The 21,019-nt window shown below is 62.9% G+C and carries 17 protein-coding genes and 4 tRNA genes; 1 reads left to right on the forward strand and 20 read right to left on the reverse strand.

Annotation, left to right across the window (positions count from 1 at the left end; genetic code table 11):
• Positions 1 to 771: 771 nt before the first annotated feature.
• The 20 genes from M5G11_RS25700 to leuC all read right to left on the reverse strand — a co-directional run bounded on the left by M5G11_RS25700 (position 772) and on the right by leuC (position 19,998).
• Positions 772 to 848, reverse strand: a tRNA-Asp gene (locus M5G11_RS25700).
• Positions 849 to 981: 133 nt separating this feature from the next.
• Positions 982 to 1,058, reverse strand: a tRNA-Asp gene (locus M5G11_RS25705).
• 96 nt (positions 1,059 to 1,154) lie between these two features.
• Positions 1,155 to 1,231: transfer RNA gene (locus M5G11_RS25710), tRNA-Asp, on the reverse strand.
• 77 nt (positions 1,232 to 1,308) lie between these two features.
• A tRNA-Val gene (locus M5G11_RS25715) sits at positions 1,309 to 1,384 on the reverse strand.
• Between the two features lie 102 nt (positions 1,385 to 1,486).
• Positions 1,487 to 2,245, reverse strand: a complete 759-nt coding sequence (locus tag M5G11_RS25720; RefSeq protein WP_273912316.1) for an SDR family oxidoreductase — start codon at positions 2,243 to 2,245, stop codon at positions 1,487 to 1,489.
• Between the two features lie 11 nt (positions 2,246 to 2,256).
• On the reverse strand, positions 2,257 to 3,468 hold the full coding sequence (locus M5G11_RS25725) for an O-succinylhomoserine sulfhydrylase (RefSeq protein ID WP_273912314.1): 1,212 nt from the start codon (positions 3,466 to 3,468) through the stop codon (positions 2,257 to 2,259).
• A 16-nt stretch (positions 3,469 to 3,484) separates the two neighbouring features.
• Entirely contained in the window at positions 3,485 to 4,990 is a 1,506-nt protein-coding gene (gene purF / locus M5G11_RS25730; protein WP_273912313.1) for an amidophosphoribosyltransferase, read from the reverse strand.
• Between the two features lie 41 nt (positions 4,991 to 5,031).
• Positions 5,032 to 5,586 carry a CvpA family protein gene (locus M5G11_RS25735; RefSeq protein ID WP_273912312.1) on the reverse strand — a complete coding sequence of 185 codons (555 nt, stop codon included), beginning with the start codon at positions 5,584 to 5,586 and terminating at the stop codon, positions 5,032 to 5,034.
• Positions 5,587 to 5,684: 98 nt separating this feature from the next.
• Positions 5,685 to 6,338 carry an SPOR domain-containing protein gene (locus tag M5G11_RS25740; protein ID WP_273912311.1) on the reverse strand — a complete coding sequence of 218 codons (654 nt, stop codon included), beginning with the start codon at positions 6,336 to 6,338 and terminating at the stop codon, positions 5,685 to 5,687.
• Positions 6,322 to 7,629, reverse strand: a complete 1,308-nt coding sequence (gene folC / locus M5G11_RS25745; RefSeq protein ID WP_273912310.1) for a bifunctional tetrahydrofolate synthase/dihydrofolate synthase — start codon at positions 7,627 to 7,629, stop codon at positions 6,322 to 6,324. Before folC ends, M5G11_RS25740 begins: the two co-directional genes overlap by 17 nt.
• Complete coding sequence (gene accD, locus M5G11_RS25750) at positions 7,626 to 8,546, reverse strand: acetyl-CoA carboxylase, carboxyltransferase subunit beta (RefSeq protein ID WP_273912309.1); 921 nt, start codon at positions 8,544 to 8,546, stop codon at positions 7,626 to 7,628. Before accD ends, folC begins: the two co-directional genes overlap by 4 nt.
• A 282-nt stretch (positions 8,547 to 8,828) precedes the next feature.
• Positions 8,829 to 9,449 carry a phosphoribosylanthranilate isomerase gene (locus tag M5G11_RS25755; RefSeq protein ID WP_273912308.1) on the reverse strand — a complete coding sequence of 207 codons (621 nt, stop codon included), beginning with the start codon at positions 9,447 to 9,449 and terminating at the stop codon, positions 8,829 to 8,831.
• A 39-nt stretch (positions 9,450 to 9,488) separates the two neighbouring features.
• On the reverse strand, positions 9,489 to 10,370 hold the full coding sequence (gene truA / locus M5G11_RS25760; RefSeq protein WP_420793842.1) for a tRNA pseudouridine(38-40) synthase TruA: 882 nt from the start codon (positions 10,368 to 10,370) through the stop codon (positions 9,489 to 9,491).
• 183 nt (positions 10,371 to 10,553) lie between these two features.
• Positions 10,554 to 13,364, reverse strand: coding sequence for a FimV/HubP family polar landmark protein (locus tag M5G11_RS25765; RefSeq protein ID WP_273912306.1), 2,811 nt, complete (start codon positions 13,362 to 13,364; stop codon positions 10,554 to 10,556).
• Positions 13,365 to 13,514: 150 nt separating this feature from the next.
• A complete protein-coding gene (locus M5G11_RS25770; RefSeq protein ID WP_273912305.1) occupies positions 13,515 to 14,525 on the reverse strand; it encodes an aspartate-semialdehyde dehydrogenase in 1,011 nt (336 codons plus the stop codon).
• Between the two features lie 195 nt (positions 14,526 to 14,720).
• Complete coding sequence (gene asd, locus M5G11_RS25775; protein ID WP_273912304.1) at positions 14,721 to 15,833, reverse strand: aspartate-semialdehyde dehydrogenase; 1,113 nt, start codon at positions 15,831 to 15,833, stop codon at positions 14,721 to 14,723.
• 63 nt (positions 15,834 to 15,896) lie between these two features.
• Positions 15,897 to 16,979 (reverse strand): 3-isopropylmalate dehydrogenase, encoded by a 1,083-nt coding sequence (gene leuB / locus M5G11_RS25780; protein ID WP_273912303.1) that lies wholly within the window; start codon positions 16,977 to 16,979, stop codon positions 15,897 to 15,899.
• A 54-nt stretch (positions 16,980 to 17,033) separates the two neighbouring features.
• Positions 17,034 to 17,801 (reverse strand): methyltransferase domain-containing protein, encoded by a 768-nt coding sequence (locus tag M5G11_RS25785; protein WP_273912302.1) that lies wholly within the window; start codon positions 17,799 to 17,801, stop codon positions 17,034 to 17,036.
• 122 nt (positions 17,802 to 17,923) lie between these two features.
• On the reverse strand, positions 17,924 to 18,568 hold the full coding sequence (leuD, locus tag M5G11_RS25790; protein ID WP_273912301.1) for a 3-isopropylmalate dehydratase small subunit: 645 nt from the start codon (positions 18,566 to 18,568) through the stop codon (positions 17,924 to 17,926).
• Positions 18,565 to 19,998: a 3-isopropylmalate dehydratase large subunit gene (gene leuC / locus M5G11_RS25795; protein WP_273912300.1), complete on the reverse strand. Its 1,434-nt coding sequence runs from the start codon at positions 19,996 to 19,998 to the stop codon at positions 18,565 to 18,567. Before leuC ends, leuD begins: the two co-directional genes overlap by 4 nt.
• A 130-nt stretch (positions 19,999 to 20,128) precedes the next feature.
• Between leuC and M5G11_RS25800 the strand changes: the two genes are divergently transcribed.
• Complete coding sequence (locus M5G11_RS25800) at positions 20,129 to 21,007, forward strand: LysR family transcriptional regulator (protein ID WP_273912299.1); 879 nt, start codon at positions 20,129 to 20,131, stop codon at positions 21,005 to 21,007.
• The last annotated feature ends 12 nt before the right edge of the window (positions 21,008 to 21,019 follow it).

Here is a 21,019-nt window from a genome sequence, read left to right on the forward strand (position 1 = left end):
GCCTTGTCAATGCGAGCTACCGTCAAGGACGGGCTCTTGATACCGTTCGGACTTGGCGAGTGGGGTTGAAGAGGAGGAGCTCAATCTACAGATCAGGCTCAAGGCCTAAGCCGCTGCCCGGCTTCATTCCTCTTCCTCGATGATCAGTCGAGAACTATCGCCTCCAAAGAGGCGTTAGTCGAGATACAAGCCGCTGCCGTCAGGCTGCGCTCACCTGCATAGCAGGCGCCGCCTTTGGGAGCCCTCACGGGCTCCAGCGCAGCCTGACGGCAGCGGCTACAAATATTGTGCAAGGCAGTATTGCTTTGCATGGTGTACAAAAATCCCGCAGACGACTCGGTCCTCCGGAGGCCCCCACGGAGCGTGGGCGGAAGGGGCCATTAGCCCCAATAAAATCAATTGGATAAGCTCAAAAATCTAAACAAGCAAAACAAGACAAGTAATCTCGTCAAACCTTCAGACGAACAAGCGCCACCATCACTCCATGCGCACCATCATCTCCCCCGCATGCTGGGCCAGAATCCTGATCGCCGCGTGCACACCACTAGATATCATTGCTGGCAACACCAGCTTGCATGTAGCCGCTGCCGTCAGGCTGCGCTCGCCTGCAACGCAGGCGTCGCTTTGCAGGGAGCCCTGCGGACTCCAGCGCAGCCTTACGGCAGCGGCTACGGTGAGCAGGTGCAATATACGAAACACCAGGCACAAAAAAAGCGACCCGAAGGTCGCTTTCTTTGTGCTTCGAGGCGTTCAAGGACCTCGAGGCGGATATGGCGCAGCGGACGGGACTCGAACCCGCGACCCCCGGCGTGACAGGCCGGTATTCTAACCGACTGAACTACCGCTGCGTATCGCACAGGCTTGCGCCCGTTTGAAACTGGGATCTGGCCTTCGATGACTCGAAAGGCAGACACAAAAAAAGCGACACTGAGATCGCTTTCAATGTTGCTCCGAGGCGTTCAAGGGGCCTCGAGGCGAAGATGGCGCAGCGGACGGGACTCGAACCCGCGACCCCCGGCGTGACAGGCCGGTATTCTAACCGACTGAACTACCGCTGCGTATCATACGGGCTTGCGCCCATTTGAAACTGGGATCTGGCTTGAAGACTTTAGCCTCAAACCTCAAACCGGCGGTTAAACCGATCTGGAGAAAAATGGCGCAGCGGACGGGACTCGAACCCGCGACCCCCGGCGTGACAGGCCGGTATTCTAACCGACTGAACTACCGCTGCGCAGTGTGGACTTGCGTCCTGCTCCTCTCTGGTAACCGCCTCTTGCGAAGCTGCTAACCCAGGAACATCTCAGGAAGTGGTGGGTGATGACGGGATCGAACCGCCGACCCTCTGCTTGTAAGGCAGATGCTCTCCCGGCTGAGCTAATCACCCGTGTGCTTCGCTGAGGTGGCGAAATTTACGCAGGTATCGAACCTAAGTCAATACCCCTGTTGAAGTTTTTTCAAAAAAGCTGAAAAAACCTCGCTCACCCCCTCAGGTGTAAATCATCTTCTTGGTCATGCCACCGTCCACCACGAACTCCTGGCCGGTCACAAAGCCTGCATTCTTCGACAGCAACCACGCCACCATCGCCGCCACGTCCTCTACGGTGCCTACCCTGCCCGCCGGGTGCTGGGCATGGTCGGCTTCGCTCAACGGCTCGGCACGGCGTACAGAAGGGTCACGGGCATCGATCCAGCCCGGGCTCACCGCATTGACACGGATCTCCGGCCCAAGGCTTACCGCCAAGGCATGGGTCAGGGCCAACAGCCCGCCCTTGCTGGCGGCATAGGCCTCAGTGTCAGGCTCTGATTGCCCGGCACGGGTCGACACCAGGTTGACGATCGCCCCACAGTGCGCGCGCAGGTACGGCGCGCAATGCTTGGCGAGCAGCATCGGCCCACCCAGGTTGACCGCCAACACGCGGTTCCAGTGATTCAGGCTGAGGCTTTCGAGGGTGGTGTTGTGCGGGTCGGCGACCGCCGCATTGCACACCAGTGCGTCAAGCCGGCCAAACTGGCCCAGTACCTGCGCGACACCGGTGCTGACCTGGCCTTCGTCGGCCACATCCATGCCGACGAACCAGGCGTGATCACCGAGCACCTTGGCGGCTTTCGCGCCACGGGCCCGGTCGACGTCGGTGAGCACCACCTGCCAGCCCTCGCTGATCAGCCAGGCAGCAATGCCCAGGCCGATCCCGCGGGCGGCGCCGGTGACCAATGCGACACGGCCGTTATGGCTGTTGTCAGCCACCGACCAGTCGATCACAGCGCTGCCAGCCCACGGGCGAGGTCCGCCTGCAAGTCAGCCACGTCTTCCAGGCCCACTGCGACACGGATCAGGCTGTCGCGAATACCCGCTGCCTCACGCTCCTGCGGCGACAGACGGCCGTGGGAGGTGGTGCCCGGGTGGGTGATGGTGGTCTTGCTGTCACCCAGGTTGGCGGTGATCGAGATCAGTCGGGTTGCATCGATAAAGCGCCAGGCGCCCTCTTTGCCACCCTTGACCTCAAAGCTCACCACCGCCCCGAAGCCACGCATCTGGCGCTTGGCCAACTCGTGCTGCGGGTGGCTGTGCAAGCCGGCGTAATGCACCTTCTCGATGCCGTCCTGCTGCTCCAGCCACTCGGCCAGGACCTGGGCGTTGGCGCAGTGGGCACGCATGCGCAGGTTCAGGGTTTCGAGGCCCTTGAGGAAGATCCAGGCATTGAACGGGCTCAGCGACGGCCCGGCGGTACGCAAGAAGCCCACCACTTCTTTCATCTGCTCGCTGCGACCGGCAACCACGCCGCCCATGCAACGGCCCTGGCCGTCGATGAACTTGGTGGCCGAGTGCACGACGATGTCCGCACCCAGCTTCAGCGGCTGCTGCAACGCCGGGGTGCTGAAGCAGTTGTCGACCACCAGCATCGCGCCTTTGGCGTGGGCGATTTCGGCCAGGGCGGGAATATCCACCAACTCGGCCAGCGGGTTGGACGGCGACTCGACGAACAGCAGCTTGGTGTTGGCCTTGATCGCCTTGTCCCAGCCATCGAGGTCGACCAGTGGCACGTAGTCCACCTGCACGCCAAAGCGCTTGAAGTACTTCTCGAACAGGCTGATGGTCGAACCGAACACGCTCTGCGAGACCAGCACGTGGTCGCCAGCGCTGCACAGGGCCATCACCGTGGAGAGGATGGCCGACATGCCGGTGGAGGTGGCCACCGCTTGCTCAGCGCCTTCCAGGGCGGCAATGCGCTCCTCGAAAGCCCGTACGGTCGGGTTGGTGTAGCGCGAATAGACGTTGCCTGGAACTTCGCCGGCGAACCGTGCGGCGGCGTCAGCCGCCGTACGGAACACATAGCTGGAAGTGAAGAACAGCGGATCGCTGTGCTCACCTTCCGGCGTGCGATGCTGGCCGGCGCGTACCGCCAGCGTGTCGAAAGCGACCCCTTCGAGGTCGCTGTCCAGGCGCCCGGCATCCCATTCCTGTGTCATGCCGTTGCTCCTTTTTTTAGTTGTTGTAGAGGTCGATGATCGCGCTGACGGCCTGGTTCTTGACCTTGGACGCGTCGTTGCGGGCCTGCTCGATCCGGTTCAGGTAAGCGTCGTCGATGTCGCCGGTCACGTAGATACCGTCGAATACCGCGCAGTCGAACTGGTCGATCTTGATCTTGCCACCGCCCACCGATTCGATGAGGTCAGGCAGGTCCTGGTAGACCAGCCAGTCGGCACCGATCAGCTCGGCAACATCATCGGTGCTGCGGTTGTGCGCGATCAGCTCGTGGGCACTCGGCATGTCGATGCCGTAGACGTTCGGGTAGCGAACGGCAGGCGCTGCGGAGCAGAAGTAGACGTTTTTCGCGCCGGCTTCACGGGCCATCTGGATGATCTGCTTGCAGGTGGTGCCACGCACGATGGAGTCATCCACCAGCATGACGTTCTTGCCGCGGAATTCCAGCTCGATGGCGTTGAGCTTCTGGCGCACCGACTTTTTACGCGCAGCCTGGCCCGGCATGATGAAGGTCCGGCCGATGTAGCGGTTCTTGACGAAGCCTTCACGGAACTTGACGCCCAGGCGGTTGGCCAACTCAAGCGCGGCGGTACGGCTGGTGTCGGGAATCGGGATGACCACGTCGATGTCGTGCTCAGGACGCTCGCGCAGGATCTTCTCGGCCAGCTTCTCGCCCATGCGCAGGCGCGCCTTGTACACCGAGATGCCATCGATGATCGAGTCCGGGCGGGCCAGGTACACGTGTTCGAAGATGCACGGGGTCAGTTTTGGCGCCTTGGCGCACTGGCGGGTGTGCAGCTTGCCGTCTTCGGTGATGTACACCGCTTCGCCCGGCGCCAGGTCGCGGATCAGGGTGAAGCCGAGCACGTCCAGCGAGACGCTTTCGGAGGCGATCATGTACTCGACGCCTTCGTCGGTGTGACGCTGACCGAAGACGATCGGACGGATGCCGTTCGGGTCGCGGAAGCCGACGATGCCGTAGCCGGTGATCATCGCAACCACCGCGTAACCACCCACGCAACGGTTGTGCACGTCGGTGACGGCAGCGAACACGTCTTCTTCGGTCGGTTGCAGCTTGCCACGCACCGCCAGCTCATGGGCGAAGACGTTGAGCAGCACTTCCGAGTCGGAGTTGGTGTTGACGTGGCGCAGGTCGGACTCGTAGATCTCCTTGGCCAGCTGCTCGACATTGGTCAAGTTGCCGTTGTGTGCCAGGGTGATGCCATACGGCGAGTTGACGTAGAACGGCTGGGCCTCGGCCGAGGTCGAGCTGCCAGCGGTCGGGTAACGCACGTGGCCGATACCCATGTGGCCAACCAGGCGTTGCATATGGCGCTGTTGGAAGACATCACGGACCAGGCCGTTGTCTTTGCGCAGGAATAACCGGCCATCATGGCTGGTCACGATACCGGCAGCGTCCTGGCCGCGGTGCTGGAGCACGGTTAGCGCGTCATACAGCGCCTGATTGACGTTCGACTTACCGACGATACCGACGATGCCACACATGCGACGCAACCCCTACTTAATGAAACTGGACTGAACAGCACTCAAGGCGTCTTGGGCCCTAAAAGCTGCTCCTTGAACGGAAGATCAGCCGGTGCGCTGATCCCGCTGGCTAGCCACTGGCTGGTCATCCCCAGAATAAGGTTTTTCGACCAGTCAGCTACCAATAGAAATTGTGGCAAGAGACGCGACTCCTGCCACCAAGGATCCTGTTGTACCGGCCCCAGGCTCAACAGCCCGACAGCCACTACCACCAGCAATGCCCCGCGCGCGGCGCCAAAGGCCATGCCGAGGAAGCGATCGGTCCCGGACAACCCGGTGACGCGAATCAGCTCGCCGATGAGAAAGTTGATCATGGCCCCCACCAGCAGGGTGGCGACGAAAAGAATGGCGCATCCGGCGATAACACGGGCAGACGGCGTCTGGATGTACCCTTCAAGGTACTGCGACAGGGCACCCCCGAACATCCAGGCTACGGCGCCGGCGATGATCCAGGTGAGCAGCGACAAGGCTTCCTTGACGAAACCGCGCTTGAGACTGATCAGTGCAGAAACGGCGATGATTGCGAGTATCGCCCAGTCGACCCAGGTAAATGCCACAGTGTTGCCCGCATACGGATAAGGCGGCGCATTTTACCAGAGCAGCGGGCTATGGGTAAGCAGTGATTTGCCGTCCGGTGCAGGCCGGACGGCAAGCCTCAGTTGCGCTCGGGCTGGAAGCGCACAACGAAGCCGTTGAGCTTCTGCTGGCGGCCCAGCAGGTCACGCAGGCGCTCGGCCTCGGCGCGCTCGATCAACGGCCCGACGAACACCCGGTTCATGCCGTCGGCAGAGCGGATGTAGGCGTTGTAGCCCTGGCTGCGCAGGGTTTTCTGCAGGCTGTCGGCGCTGGCCCGGTTCGACAGGCTGGCCAGTTGCACCGACCAACTGACCGGTAGGCCATTGCCGTCGACCTTGGCCGGCGCACTGGCGGCCGGCTTGGCCGGGGCGCTGGCAACGGTTGCTGCCGGCGCTGGCTTGGCGACAGGTGCAGGGGCGACCGGCTTGGCTGCCGGTGCTGGAGCAGGTGCCGGAGCAACCACTGGCGCGGCCGCGGCAATCGGCTCGCTCGGCGCCGCAGGCTCCTGCGACGCCACCGCTTCATCCTGGATGATTTGCGGCTCAGGCACCGCCACCGGCTCCACCTGAACCTGCGGCAATGCCGGTACGGCCGGCGCCTCGGGGGCTTCGACACGCACCTGGCGCAATTCGTCCTCACGGGAGAACAGCATCGGCAGGAAGATAACCGCCAGCGCCACCAGCACCAGCGCACCGACCATCCGCTGCTTGACGACTTTATCCAGCACCGCCATCTACCCCCACCTCCATGGTCTGCCGGTCGAGCCACTGCAGGGCCTCGCCAACACAGAAAAATGATCCGAACAGCAGGATCTCATCATCCGCCGTCGCTTGCGCGCACTGCCCTTCAAGGGCGGCGGCGACGCTTGGGTAAGACTGCACCGTTGCGCCAAGGTTCTCCAGTACCGATTGCAGCTCGGCCGCCGGACGGCTGCGCGCGGTGTCCAGCGGTGTGACGGCCCAACTCGAGACTTGCGCCTTGAGCGGGTCGATCACGCCGTCCAGGTCCTTGTCGGCCAACAGCCCGAATACCGCCAGGCGCTTGCCCTTCAGTGCACGTGCTGCCAGACGCCCGGCCAGGTACTCGGCTGCATGTGGATTGTGCCCCACATCCAGGAGGATATTCAGGGTTTTCCCTTGCCAGCTGAATTGGCGGCGGTCCAGACGCCCGACGATGCGCGCATCACGCAGGGCCTGGGCAATCACCCCGGCCTCCCACGGCAGATCCATCAACAGATAGGCCTGCAAGGCGAGCGCGGCGTTTTCCATTGGCAAGTCGAGCAAGGGCAGGTCACGCAACTCGACTACCGCGCCACGCGCATCGACGCCACGCCATTGCCAGAATTGATCCGTGCTGGCCAGGTCGAAATCACGGCCACGCAGGAAGAACGGCGCGTTCAGCTCACGGGCCTTGTCCAGCAGCGGTTGTGGAGGATTCAGATCACCACACAGCGCCGGCTTGCCCGCACGGAAGATCCCGGCTTTCTCGAAGGCGACCAGCTCACGGGTGTCACCCAGGTAGTCGACATGATCGACACCAATGCTGGTAACCACCGCAATATCGGCATCGATCAGGTTGACCGTGTCCAGGCGACCGCCCAGGCCTACTTCCAGCACCACGGCATCCAGCGACGAACGGCTGAACAACCAGAACGCTGCCAAGGTGCCTGCTTCGAAATAGGTCAGGGAAATCTCGCCACGTGCCGCCTCGACCGCCGCGAAGGCTTCGCACAGCTGTGCGTCGCTGGCTTCAAGGCCATCAAGCTGCACCCGCTCGTTGTAGCGCAGCAGGTGCGGCGAGCTGTACACGCCTACCTTCAGGCCCTGGGCCTTGAGCAATGCGGCAATGAACGCACAGGTCGAACCCTTGCCGTTGGTGCCGGTGACGGTCACTACCCGTGGTGCCGGCTTGCCCAGCCCGAGCCGCGCCAGAACCTGGCGCGAGCGCTCCAGGCCCATGTCGATGGCCGATGGATGCAACTGCTCAAGGTAGGCGAGCCAGTCGCCAAGGGTACGTTGGGTCATACGTTGGCAGGTACTGGCGGAACGACGATTGGCTCGATGACCGGGGCCACGAAGGTCGGCGTCGGCAGATTCATCATTTGCGCCAGCAGTTTGCCCAGGCGCGGACGCAGCTCGCTGCGCGCAATGATCATGTCGATGGCGCCGTGCTCCAGCAGGAACTCGCTGCGCTGGAAGCCTTCCGGCAGTTTTTCACGTACGGTCTGCTCGATCACCCGTGGGCCGGCGAAGCCGATCAGGGCTTTCGGCTCACCGACGATGACGTCGCCGAGCATCGCCAGGCTGGCGGATACGCCACCGTAGACCGGGTCGGTCAGCACCGAGATGAACGGGATGCCTTCTTCACGCAGACGTGCCAGCACGGCCGAAGTCTTGGCCATTTGCATCAGCGAGATCAGCGCTTCTTGCATGCGCGCACCGCCGGAAGCGGAGAAGCAGATCATTGGGCAACGGTTTTCCAGGGCATAGTTGGCTGCGCGCACGAAGCGCTCACCGACGATGGCACCCATGGAACCGCCCATGAAGGAGAACTCGAAGGCGCTGACCACGACCGGCATGCCCAGCAGGGTGCCGCTCATGGAGATCAGCGCGTCTTTCTCGCCGGTCTGCTTTTGCGCGCCGGTCAGGCGGTCCTTGTACTTCTTGCCGTCACGGAATTTCAGACGGTCAACCGGCTCCAGGTCAGCGCCCAGTTCGGCACGGCCTTCGGCGTCGAGGAAAATGTCGATACGCGCACGTGCGCCGATACGCATGTGGTGGTTGCACTTGGGGCAGACATCCAGGGTCTTTTCCAGCTCCGGACGATAGAGGACGGCCTCGCAGGACGGGCACTTGTGCCACAGACCTTCAGGCACCGAGCTCTTCTTCACCTCGGAACGCATGATCGAAGGGATCAGTTTGTCTACTAACCAGTTGCTCATGCTTTCTTTCTCCAGTAGCGGCGACCGGCAGGCAAATGTTGCCGGGTCACGCGTATGCCCTTGAGCTCAATTCGTGTATGACGCGATGAAGGCCCAGGCCCGGCGGCGCGCGTGCAGCGCATACCACCCTGACCCCGACCCATCGTCAACCTGTAAAGGCGACGCCTGAGGCGCCACCCGATAATTTCGACCGGCCCGGGGGCGCGATCCGGCAGCAACGGGCTGCGAAAGCTATGGACGATGGCGCGCAGCCAGCCGTCACATCCGCAACACCCTGCCCTGTCACGCCTGGCGCACTGCGCGCAGGAAGGCTTCGATCTTCAACGGGTCCTTGATGCCCTTGGCCTCCTCGACCCCACCGCTGACGTCCACGGCATAGGGGCGAACCTGGGCAATTGCCTGGGCAACGTTCTCTGGCGAGAGGCCGCCGGCGAGGATGATCGGCTTGCTCAGTCGCTCAGGCACCAATGACCAGTCGAAGGCCTCGCCAGTACCACCGGGCACGCCCGCGACATAGGTGTCGAGCAGGATGCCGCTGGCATTTGCATACAGTTTGCAGCTGGCTTCCAGGTCATCACCCGGGCGCACGCGCAAGGCCTTGATCCAGGGGCGGTTGAAACCCTCGCAATCGGCCGGGGTTTCATCACCGTGAAATTGCAGCAAGTCTAGCGGCACCGCCTCGAGGATCTCGTTGAGCTCGCAGCGGCTGGCGTTGACGAACAACCCCACGGTGGTCACGAACGGCGGCAGCGCCGCGATGATCGCCCGTGCCTGCTGTACGTTCACCGCACGCGGGCTCTTGGCATAGAACACCAGGCCAATGGCATCGGCGCCGGCTTCAGCCGCTGCCAGGGCATCTTCTATGCGGGTAATCCCGCAGATCTTGCTGCGAACGGCGGACATAGGCCGTGGAACCTCAGCTGAACCGGAAAGCCCCGGATGTTAGCAAATGACTTGCGGGTCGTCAGCCGCCAAAGACTCGAAGCCGGAAAGGAAGTGTGGGCCGATGTAACGCTGCGGCAGCAGGTACTCCTGTGGATACTCGACCTGCACCAGGTACAACCCATACGGATGCGCCGTGACGCCCGCCGCACGGCGGTCACGCTGGGCCAGCACCTCGCCCGCCCACTCCGCCGGCCGCTGCCCGGCACCAATGGTCATCAGCACCCCGGCAATGTTGCGCACCATGTGGTGCAGGAAGGCGCTGGCACGGATATCCAGCACGATCATCTTGCCGTGGCGGGTAACGCGCAGGTGATGGATCTGCTTGATTGGCGACTTGGCCTGGCACTGGCCGGCGCGGAAGGAGCTGAAATCGTGGGTGCCTACCAGGTACGCGGCAGCCTGTGCCATGCGCTCGACATCCAGCGGCCGGTGGTTCCAGGTGACCTGGTCACCCAGGTGGGCCGGGCGTACCTGGTCGTTGTAGATGATGTAGCGGTAGCGCCGGGCCATGGCCTTGAAGCGGGCATGGAAATGCTCCGGCATCTGCTCGGCCCAGGTCACGCTGATGTCGTGGGGCAGGTTGATGTTGGCGCCCATGGTCCAGGCTTTCATGCTGCGTACGGCCTGGGTGTCGAAGTGCACCACCTGGCCACTGGCATGCACCGAGGCGTCGGTGCGCCCGGCGCAGTGGATCGACACGGGCGAGTCGGCCACGCGGGACAGCGCCTCTTCCAGGGTTTGCTGGACGCTCAGCACATCGCCGGCCTGGCGCTGCCAGCCGTGGTAGCGCGAGCCTTTGTATTCAACGCCCAGGGCGATGCGGAAGAAGCCTTCGGCCGCCGATTCGGCAGCCGCGTTATCAATGATTTCCAAGGGGATACAGCCTGTCGGTTTACGCAATGCCGGGGATTATAACGACAACGGCAGCCCTGATGGCTGCCGTTGGCGATACACGATAAACCTGTAGCCGCTGCCGCAGGCTGCGCTCGCCTGCTGAGCAGGCGCCGCTGTTGGGAGCCCTGCGGGCTCCAGCGCAGCCTGCGGCAGCGGCTACAAAGCTACTCAGACCAGGCGGCCGAGCATCTCTTCAGCTTCTTTCTTCTGAGCGGCGCTGCCGCCTTCAACCACTTCCTGCAGGATGTCGCGCGCGCCGTCATGGTCGCCCATGTCGATGTAGGCACGGGCCAGGTCAAGGTTGGTGGCGTTGACGTCGGTGCCGCCCATGAAGTCGAAGTCGTCGCCCATGTCCAGGTCGTCGAAGGCTGCATCGGCCTTGGCATCTTCCTCGGTGAAATGCGGCTCCAGCGATGGCTGCTCAAGGCTTGCCGACAACTTGTCGAGCTCGGCGTTGACGTCATCCAGCTCCGAGGCGAATTTCGCTTCAGCCTCCGAATGGGTTTCGTCCGCCAGGGACAGGTCGAAGTCTTCCGGCAGGTCAAAGCCCGGCATATCGGCTTCCAGCCCCAGGTCGCGATCAAACGCAGCCAGCTCGGCCTCGATATCCACCGGCTCCGATGGCGACACTGCTGCGGCATCACCCCCGACATCCAGATCGAAATCAGCCAGGTCATCCAGTGTTGGCATTTCAACAGGCGTTTCGACCGGGGCCTCGGCAACCACAGGCGCAGCTTCCGGGACTTCTGGAGTTTCCGGGGTTTCCGGAACTACTGGCGCTTCTGGCTGCTCAGCCGCCGGAGCCGGGGCGTGCTCCTCGAACAGGCTGTCAAAGTCCAGGTCATCCAGAGCAGCAGGCTCGTCCAGTTCGGCTACCGGCTCGACGGCAGGCGCTTCCAGCTCGAGGCCGCCCAGCTCGTCATCCAGGCTCAGGTCGAAGGCGTCATCCAGGTCGTCTTCGGCCAGGGCCTCGGGCACTGCTGGCGCAGGCTGCTCTGGCTCGTCCGCCATCAGGTCGTCGATAAACGCCGGATCCAGCTCCGAGGTCAGTGCCGCCGCGCCAGCAATGCCAGCAGCCGCGACCGCCGCCATGGCCGGGAAGCGGCTTTTCAGCCCTTCGACATCGGCGTGGTTCTGGCCGGTGGCGATCAGTTGGCGCTCGTGGCCGGTGAACGCATCGCGATCACCCTGGCGGGCATAGACTTCCATCAATTTCAGGCGCAGGTCGCTGCGTTGCGGGTTCTGCTCTACCGCAGGCTCCAGCAGTTCGGCAGCGTGGTTCAGACGACCGCGGGCAATGCTCATCTCCGCTTCGGTCAGAATCGCATCGGCGACGGAAGCAGCAATCACCGGCTGGGCAAACGAGGCGTCTGCCACCACCGGCTCAACCTCTGGCTCCGGCTCTGGCTCAGGGGCTGGCGCCGGTACGATGGCCGCTGCCGGCTCAACAACAGTCACCGGCTCAGGCTTGGGCTGTGGTTTCTCGGGCTCATCAGCAGCGACCACGGCAGCGGCGGCCGACGCAGCGACCACACCAGGTGCCAGGGTCACGCTTGGCGGGGCGACTTCCAGGCCGTCGAAGCTGCCTGGCGGCAGATCCAGGTCAGGGCCCAGCTCGCTTTCTTCGTTCAGGGCACGCGCCATGCGCATGTGTTTTTCAGCTTCCTGCTGGGCCTTGCGCTTGCGTGCCAGCAACAGCAGGAGCAACAGCAGCACCAGCAGCGACGAAGCGCCGATCAGTGCCAGCAGCAACGGGCTGGCAAACAGATCATCAAGGGGCTTGGAGGCGCTGTCAGCAGCTGCCGGAGGGTTCTGCACATCAGCCGGTGGCTGCTCTGCAACAGGCGCAGTATCGACCGCGGCCGGCGGTGGCGTAACCACGGTTTCTGCCGGGGCCGATTGCAACTGGGCATTGATGGCCGGCGCTTCGGGCGCTGGCGCAGCAGCCGGGGCAGCGGCATCGACAGACTGGCCGCTTTGCGCTTCCAGACGGGCCAGTTGATCGTTTTTCAGGGCGATCAGGCGCTGCAGTTTATCCAGTTGGCTCTGCAGGTCGTTGACCCGGCCTTTCAGCTCGTCGCCTTCGCGGCGGCTGGTGTCGAGGGTTTCCTGCGTGGTCGCCAGCTTGTCGGCCAGCGCCTTGCTGCCAGCGGCACCCTTGCCGCCCGGGCTGACCAGGCGCAGGTTGTCTTGCTGGGCAATGCGCGCCGGTGCAGCTTCGGCAGCGGCGCGATGGGTCGCATCCAGCTGACGTGCGCGTGGGCCCAGGCGACGACCCTGGCGCCAGGCAGCGTACTGCTCGGCGACTTCAGTCACGGCCTGTGGCTGGGCGATGCTCTGGATCTGTTGTTGATCAGGCAGGCGCAATACCTGGCCGGTCTTCAATTGGTTGATGTTGCCGTTGATGAAGGCGTCCGGGTTGAGCGCCTGGATCGCCAGCATGGTCTGCTGCACCGAACCGCCCTGGCGCGCACGCGAGGCGATTTCCCACAGGGTGTCACGACGCACCGTGGTGTACTGCTTCGGTGCACTGACCGCTGGGCTTACTGCGGCGGCGGCCTTGGCCGCCTCCGGGGAGAATTTGGACGGGTCGATCAGCACGCTGTAATCGCGCAGCAGGCGACCTTGCGGCCACATCACCTGCACCAGGAACTTGACCATCGGCGCCGACAGCGGCTGGCTCGAGGTCACCCGCAGCACGCTCTTGCCGCTGGGGTTGATCACCGGGGTGAACTTCAGGTCATTGAGGAAGGCCTGGCGTTCAACGCCCGCCTTGCTGAACTCTTCGGCAGGCGCCAGGCTCGGCACCACCTCGGCGGCACTCAGGCCGTTGACATCAAGCAGTTCGATCTCGGCGTCCAGGGGTTGATTCTGGGCCGACTTGAGGGTCAATTCGCCCAACCCGAGGGCATGCGCCATACCGGAAGACAGCGCCGACGCTGCGGCTATTGCTAACACCAGTTTGCGAATTCGAAGCATGACCTCATCCTTTGTGTGAACCTTCCCCGGCAACCGAGAAGAAGTGAAAAACCGCCCTGAGGCATTACGTACCACCTGCCCCGCAAGCGCCACAGGGCCGCTCACTTCCAGCAATTCGGAAACTTTATGCAAAGTGCCGCCAAGTATCTTTTACGCAAGGTCTTTTATCAACAATTGCGCCACTTGCACGGCGTTCAACGCGGCGCCCTTGCGCACGTTGTCGGTGGTCAGCCAGAGATTGAGCTGTTCAGCCTCGTCGATCCCGCTGCGCACTCGTCCAACGTAGACCACATCCTGGCCGACTGCGTCACCCACCGGCGTCGGATAATCGTCGCCGTCGACCAACTCAACGCTCTCGGCCGCTTCCAGCGCGGCATTGACCGCCGCCAGGTCCACCGCCTTGCGGCTGTGTACAGACACACTGTAGCTATCGCCAAAAAACACCGGGACTTGAACGCAAGTCACGGAAATCTTTAGTAAAGGCAAGCCCAGCAATTCGCGCAACTCGTTGACCAGGCGACGTTCCAGGACGCCATGGCCTTCGGCATCGTTGGCGCCGACCTGGGCGAGCACGTTGAACGCCACCTGGCGGTCGAAAAAGCGTGGCTCCAATGGGCGGGCATTGAGCAGTTCAGCGGTTTGCCGGGCCAGTTCACCCACCGCTTCGCGGCCCTGGGCAGAGATGGCCATGCATGCCGTGACGTGGACGCGCTCGAGATCAAGCAGGTGTTTCAGCGGCGCCAGTGTCACGGCCAGGGCGACGGCGGCGGAACTTGGGCTGTGCACCTGCACGGGGGCTTTCAGGCCGACCAGTACGGCGGCGTTGGCTTCAGGCACGACAGCCGGCGCCTGATCGGCCGGCAAGGCGCCGGACAGGTCGATGATGGAGCAACCGGCAGCCTGGGCACGCGCAACAAAACTGCGGGTGACGGCCGGGCCTGCGGCAAAGAACACCAGCTTGACCTGGCTGAAGTCGAACGCATCGACTTCACGCACGCGCACGTTGCGGCCTTTATAGGTCACGCTGCTGCCTGCCGACTCCATGCTGGCCAGCAGGTGCAGGGCGCCAACCGGGAATTGGCATTCTTCGAGGATCTGGACGAGGGTTTCACCGACTGTGCCGGTGGCACCGACTACGGCGATATCAATGGGCTGGCTCATGGTGAAATCCTCTGCTGAAACGGCGGGAGCGGCACTTTACTTGGATTCTTGAAGCGAGGTAAGGCTTTAGGCTGCCATCGCGGGACAAGCCCGCTCCCACACAGGGAAGTGTATTCCCGCGATGAGCCGACACAGAAAACAAAAAGCCCGCCCTGGAATACCAGGGCGGGCTTTCGGTTTACTCGGCAGCAGCGATCAACGCTCCAGCAGAATCCGCAGCATGCGCCGCAGCGGCTCCGCTGCGCCCCACAGCAACTGGTCACCCACCGTGAAAGCGCCCAGGTATTGCGAGCCCATGTTCAGCTTGCGCAGACGACCCACCGGGATGTTCAAGGTGCCGGTCACGTTGGTCGGGGTCAGCTCCTGCATGCTGATCTCGCGCTGGTTCGGCACCAGTTTCACCCAAGGGTTGTGCTGGCTGATCATGCCTTCGATATCGGCAATCGGCACATCCTTGTTCAGCTTGATGGTCAGCGCCTGGCTGTGGCAACGCATGGCGCCAATGCGCACGCAGATACCATCGACCGGAATCGGGCTCTTGAAGCGACCCAGAATCTTGTTGGTCTCGGCCTGGGCCTTCCACTCTTCACGGCTCTGGCCGTTCGGCAGCTCTTTGTCGATCCACGGGATCAGGCTACCGGCCAGTGGCACGCCGAAGTTTTCGGTCGGGTAGGCTTCGCTGCGCATGGCCTCGGCGACCTTGCGGTCGATGTCGAGGATGGCGGCGGCCGGGTTGGCCAACTCGTCAGCCACGGCCGCGTGGGTAGCCCCCATCTGCTTGATCAGCTCGCGCATGTTCTGCGCACCGGCGCCCGAAGCCGCCTGGTAGGTCATGGCACTCATCCACTCGACCAGGCCGGCTTCGAACAGGCCACCCAGGCCCATCAGCATCAGGCTGACGGTGCAGTTGCCGCCGATGTAGTTCTTGGTGCCGGCATCCAGCTGCTGGTCGATGACCTTGCGGTTGACCGGGTCCAGCACGATGACCGCGTCATCCTGCATGCGCAGGCTGGAAGCGGCGTCGATCCAGTAACCCTGCCAGCCAGCTTCGCGCAGCTTGGGGAATACCTCGTTGGTGTAGTCGCCACCCTGACAGGTCAGGATCACATCGAGGGTCTTGAGCTCTTCAATGCTGTACGCGTCCTTGAGCGGAGCAATCTCTTTGCCCACCGCCGGACCCTGGCCTCCAACATTGGAGGTAGTGAAGAACACCGGCTCGATCAGGTCGAAATCCTGCTCTTCCAGCATCCGCTGCATGAGCACGGAACCGACCATACCGCGCCAACCGATCAGACCTACACGTTTCATCGCAACTACACCTTCGCTAAAAGTGGGCCGCTGCCTTGGGAAAGTGGCAGCGGGCCAGAGAGATTACAGATTCCGCAGCGCTGCGACTACTGCGTCGCCCATTTCCTGCGTACCCACTTTGTTACAGCCGCTCGACCAGATGTCGCCAGTGCGCAGGCCCTGGTCCAGCACCAGGCTGACGGCCTTCTCGATGGCTTCGGCGGCGACGTGCTGATTGAAGCTGTAACGCAGCATCATCGACACCGACAGGATGGTCGCCAACGGGTTGGCAATGCCCTGCCCGGCGATGTCTGGCGCCGAACCGTGGCACGGCTCGTACATGCCCTTGTTGTTGGCATCCAGCGACGCCGAAGGCAGCATGCCGATGGAGCCGGTGAGCATGGAAGCTTCATCCGACAGGATGTCGCCGAACATGTTGTCGGTGACCATCACGTCGAACTGCTTGGGTGCACGTACCAGTTGCATGGCGGCGTTGTCGACGTACATGTGGCTCAGTTCGATGTCCGGGTAGTCCTTGGCGACTTCCTCGACCACTTCGCGCCACAACTGGCTGGAGGCCAGGACGTTGGCCTTGTCGACCGAGCAGAGCTTCTTGCCACGCACACGGGCCATGTCGAAACCGACGCGGGCGATGCGGCGCACTTCGCTTTCGCTGTACGGCAGGGTGTCGTACGCCTGGCGCTCGCCGCCTTCCAGCTCGCGGGTGCCGCGTGGTGCGCCGAAGTAGATGCCGCCGGTCAGCTCACGGACGATGAGGATGTCCAGGCCGGAGACGATTTCCGGCTTCAGCGAGGACGCATCGGCCAGCTGTGGATAAAGGATCGCCGGACGCAGGTTGGCGAACAGGCCCAGTTGCGAGCGGATTTTCAGCAGACCGCGTTCCGGACGGATGTCGCGCTCGATCTTGTCCCACTTCGGCCCGCCCACGGCGCCCAGCAACACGGCATCAGCGTGGCGCGCGCGCTCCAGGGTTTCGTCAGCCAGCGGCACGCCGTGCTGGTCGATGGCAGCGCCGCCGATCACGTCGTGGGTGAAGCTCAGGTCGAGCTGGAACTTGTCGTTGGCCAGCTCCAGCACCTTGACCGCTTCGGCCATGATTTCCGGACCAATGCCATCACCTGGGAGAATCAGAATCTGCTTGCTCATGCTTTCCTCTATCTCAATTCAAGCGGCGCGCCGACCTCGGCCCACCGGAAAAAACTAGCGTTCGGCCCAAAGTACCAAGACATCGGTGCTGAAGGAGCCGTCGGCTTCAATCTGGTAATACTGCCGCACTTCCTCGCCCATCGCCTGCTGCAACTGGCGAATCGCTGCGCGCATCGGCTCGGGGGTGCGCATGCGCTCGACCCACGAGGTGTATTCAAGGCGTAGGCGCTGGCGGCTGTGGCTGCGGGCATACAGGCCGGCATCGCTGACCGTGTGCAGCCACTCGGCGGCAGAATAATCGCGCACGTGGCTGGTATCGCGCAGCACTTCGACGCTTTGCAAATAGGTGTCGAGCAACGGGCTGCCCGGCGACATCACGTCGACGAAGGCGGCAACGCCACCCGGCTTGAGCACCCGGCGCACTTCGCGCAGGGCCAGGCCCAGGTCGCTCCAGTGGTGCGCCGAATAGCGGCTGAAGACGAAGTCGAACGAGGCATCGGCAAACGGCAGGCGTTCGGCGGCGCCACGTTCGGTGACGATGTTGCCCAGGCCGCGCTCGACTGCTGCGGCAGCGACCACATCGAGCATCTGCTGCGACAGGTCGTAGGCGACGACTTCAGCGACCAGCGGGGCGACATGGAAACTCACGTGGCCGGCACCGCAGCCCAGGTCCAGCAGGCGTGCGCTGCCCTGCCCGGCCAGTGCCGCCTGAAGCAAGGCAAATTCGCTGCCCTGGGCGTGCACGGCACTGCTCAGGTAGGCGGCGGCCTGTTCGCCGAACTGGCGCTGGACGACTTCGGTATGGGCGTTGGTGCTGGTCATCAAAAATCTCCTGGGTATTCATCGCTGGCAAGGCCAGCTCCCACAGTGTCCACAGCATTCACAGGGAGATCCTGTGGGAGCCGGCCTTGCCGGCGATGGCGCCAGCCGGCTCAACACATCACTCAGGCGTCACGAAACAACCAAGGCTGGCTCGCCCGATGCTTGCCTTCGAACGCGGCAATCGCCTCGCCATCCTGCAAGGTCAGGCCGATATCGTCCAAACCATTGAGCAGGCAGTGCTTGCGGAACGCATCGATCTCGAAGCTCAACACCTTGCCATCGGCACGGGTGACCGTCTGCGCTTGCAGGTCAACGGTCAACTGGTAGCCCGGATCAGCCTCGACCTGCTTGAACAGCTCATCGACTTCCTCGTCGCTGAGGATGATCGGCAACAAGCCGTTCTTGAAACTGTTGTTGAAGAAGATGTCGGCGTAGCTCGGCGCAATGATGCTGCGGAACCCGTACTCTTCCAACGCCCACGGCGCGTGCTCACGGCTGGAACCGCAACCGAAGTTTTCCCGCGCCAGCAACACGCTGGCACCCTGGTAACGCTCGTGGTTCAACACGAAATCCGGGTTCTGCGGGCGCTTGCTGTTGTCCTGGTACGGCTGGCCGACATCCAGGTAGCGCCACTCGTCGAACAGGTTCGGGCCAAACCCGGTGCGCTTGATCGACTTGAGGAATTGCTTGGGAATGATCTGGTCAGTGTCGACATTGGCACGGTCCAATGGCGCGACAAGGCCGGTGTGCTGGGTAAAGGCTTTCATGCTGCGCTCCCTTGGATCAACTCACGTACATCGACAAAATGCCCAGTGACCGCAGCGGCAGCGGCCATCGCCGGGCTCACCAGGTGAGTACGCCCACCGGCGCCCTGGCGCCCTTCAAAGTTGCGGTTGGAGGTGGACGCGCAGTGCTCGCCACTTTCCAAGCGGTCCGGGTTCATCGCCAGGCACATCGAGCAGCCCGGCTCACGCCATTCGAAACCGGCTTCAACGAAGATCTTGTCCAAGCCTTCTTTCTCGGCCTGCGCCTTCACCAGGCCCGAGCCCGGCACGACGATGGCTTGCTTGACGGTCGCAGCGACCTTGCGGCCCTTGGCGATCACCGCAGCAGCGCGCAAGTCTTCGATCCGCGAGTTAGTGCACGAACCAATGAACACCCGATCAAGCTGGATGTCGGTGATCGCCTGGTTGGCGTTCAGGCCCATGTACTTCAAGGCGCGCTCGATGGAACCACGCTTGACCAGGTCGGCTTCGGCAGCCGGGTCCGGCACGCGCTGATCGACCGCCAGCACCATCTCCGGCGACGTGCCCCAGCTGACCTGCGGCTTGATCTGCGCAGCGTCCAGTTCAATTACCGTGTCGAACACCGCGTCGGCATCGGACACCAGGTCTTTCCAGGCTTCAACGGCCAAGTCCCAGTGCTCGCCCTTCGGCGAGTACGGGCGACCCTTGACGTAGGCGACGGTTTTTTCGTCGGTTGCCACCAGGCCGACACGGGCGCCCGCTTCGATGGACATGTTGCAGATGGTCATGCGGCCTTCGACCGACAGCTCGCGAATCGCGCTGCCGGCAAATTCCATGGCATGGCCGTTGCCACCGGCGGTGCCGATCTTGCCGATCACGGCGAGGACGATGTCCTTGGCCGTCACGCCGAACGGCAACTGGCCTTCAACGCGCACCAGCATGTTCTTCATTTTCTTGGCGACCAGGCACTGGGTGGCGAGCACGTGCTCGACCTCGGAAGTGCCGATGCCATGCGCCAGCGCACCGAAGGCGCCGTGCGTCGAGGTGTGCGAGTCGCCGCAGACCACGGTCATGCCCGGCAAGGTTGCACCCTGCTCCGGGCCGATGACATGCACGATCCCCTGACGCACGTCATTCATCTTGAATTCGGTGATGCCATATTCGTCACAGTTCTCGTCGAGGGTCTGCACCTGAAGGCGCGACACCTGGTCGACGATGGCCTCGATACCGCCCTTGCGCTCCGGGGTCGTCGGTACGTTGTGATCAGGCGTCGCGATGTTGGCATCGATGCGCCAGGGTTTGCGGTTGGCCAGGCGCAGGCCTTCGAAGGCTTGCGGCGACGTCACTTCGTGAATGATGTGACGGTCGATGTAGATCAGCGCCGAACCATCGTCGCGCTGCTTGACCAAATGCGAATCCCAAAGCTTGTCGTAGAGCGTTTTGCCGGCCATCAGACTGTTCCTCATCAGCGTCTTTCTATGCCAATAACCCCTTGGCTTGTACGGACGATGCTATGAGGTTAGATTGAATAACTCAAATTCATAATTTTCATGCTTTGGATAACCAAAAGGAATACAAGCTGTGGACCTGGCCAACCTCAATGCTTTTATTGCGATTGCCGAGACGGGAAGCTTCTCCGGCGCGGGTGAGCGCCTGCACCTGACCCAGCCGGCCATCAGCAAGCGCATCGCCGGCCTGGAGCAACAACTCGACGTACGGTTGTTCGATCGCCTGGGTCGCGAGGTCAGCCTGACCGAGGCCGGGCGCGCCTTGTTGCCGCGCGCCTACCAGATCATCAACGTGCTGGACGACACCCGCCGGGCCCTGACCAACCTGACCGGCGAGGTCAGCGGCCGCTTGACCCTGGCCACCAGCCACCACATCGGCCTGCACCGCCTGCCCCCTTTGCTGCGGGCGTTTACCCGGCAATACCCGGCGGTGGCGCTGGACATCCAGTTCCTCGACTCGGAAGTGGCCTACGAAGAAATCCTCCACGGCCGCGCAGAAATCGCCGTGATAACCCTGGCCCCGGAGCCGCACCACCTGATCCGTGCGGTGCCGGTGTGGGATGACCCGCTGGATTTCGTCGTCGCCCCGGAGCATCCCCTGGCCCGCAATGGTGCAGTGAGCCTGGCGGATATCGGCCATCACCCGGCGGTGTTCCCCGGCGGCAACACCTTTACCCACCATATCGTCCAGCGTCTGTTCGAAGCCCAGGGCCTGACGCCGAACATCGCCATGAGTACCAATTATCTGGAAACCATCAAGATGATGGTGTCCATCGGACTTGCATGGAGTGTGCTGCCACGGACTATGCTCGATGATCAGGTTGCACCCATCGGCTTGCCGGGCATTCAGCTGTCCCGCCAGCTAGGCTACATTCTGCACACGGAACGAACGTTATCGAACGCGGCCAGAGCCTTTATGGCACTGCTCGACAGCCATGCGAGAGAACAGTAGGCCCGCCCCGCG

Source organism: Pseudomonas fontis (genome assembly GCF_028656955.1).
Classification (GTDB): domain Bacteria; phylum Pseudomonadota; class Gammaproteobacteria; order Pseudomonadales; family Pseudomonadaceae; genus Aquipseudomonas; species Aquipseudomonas fontis.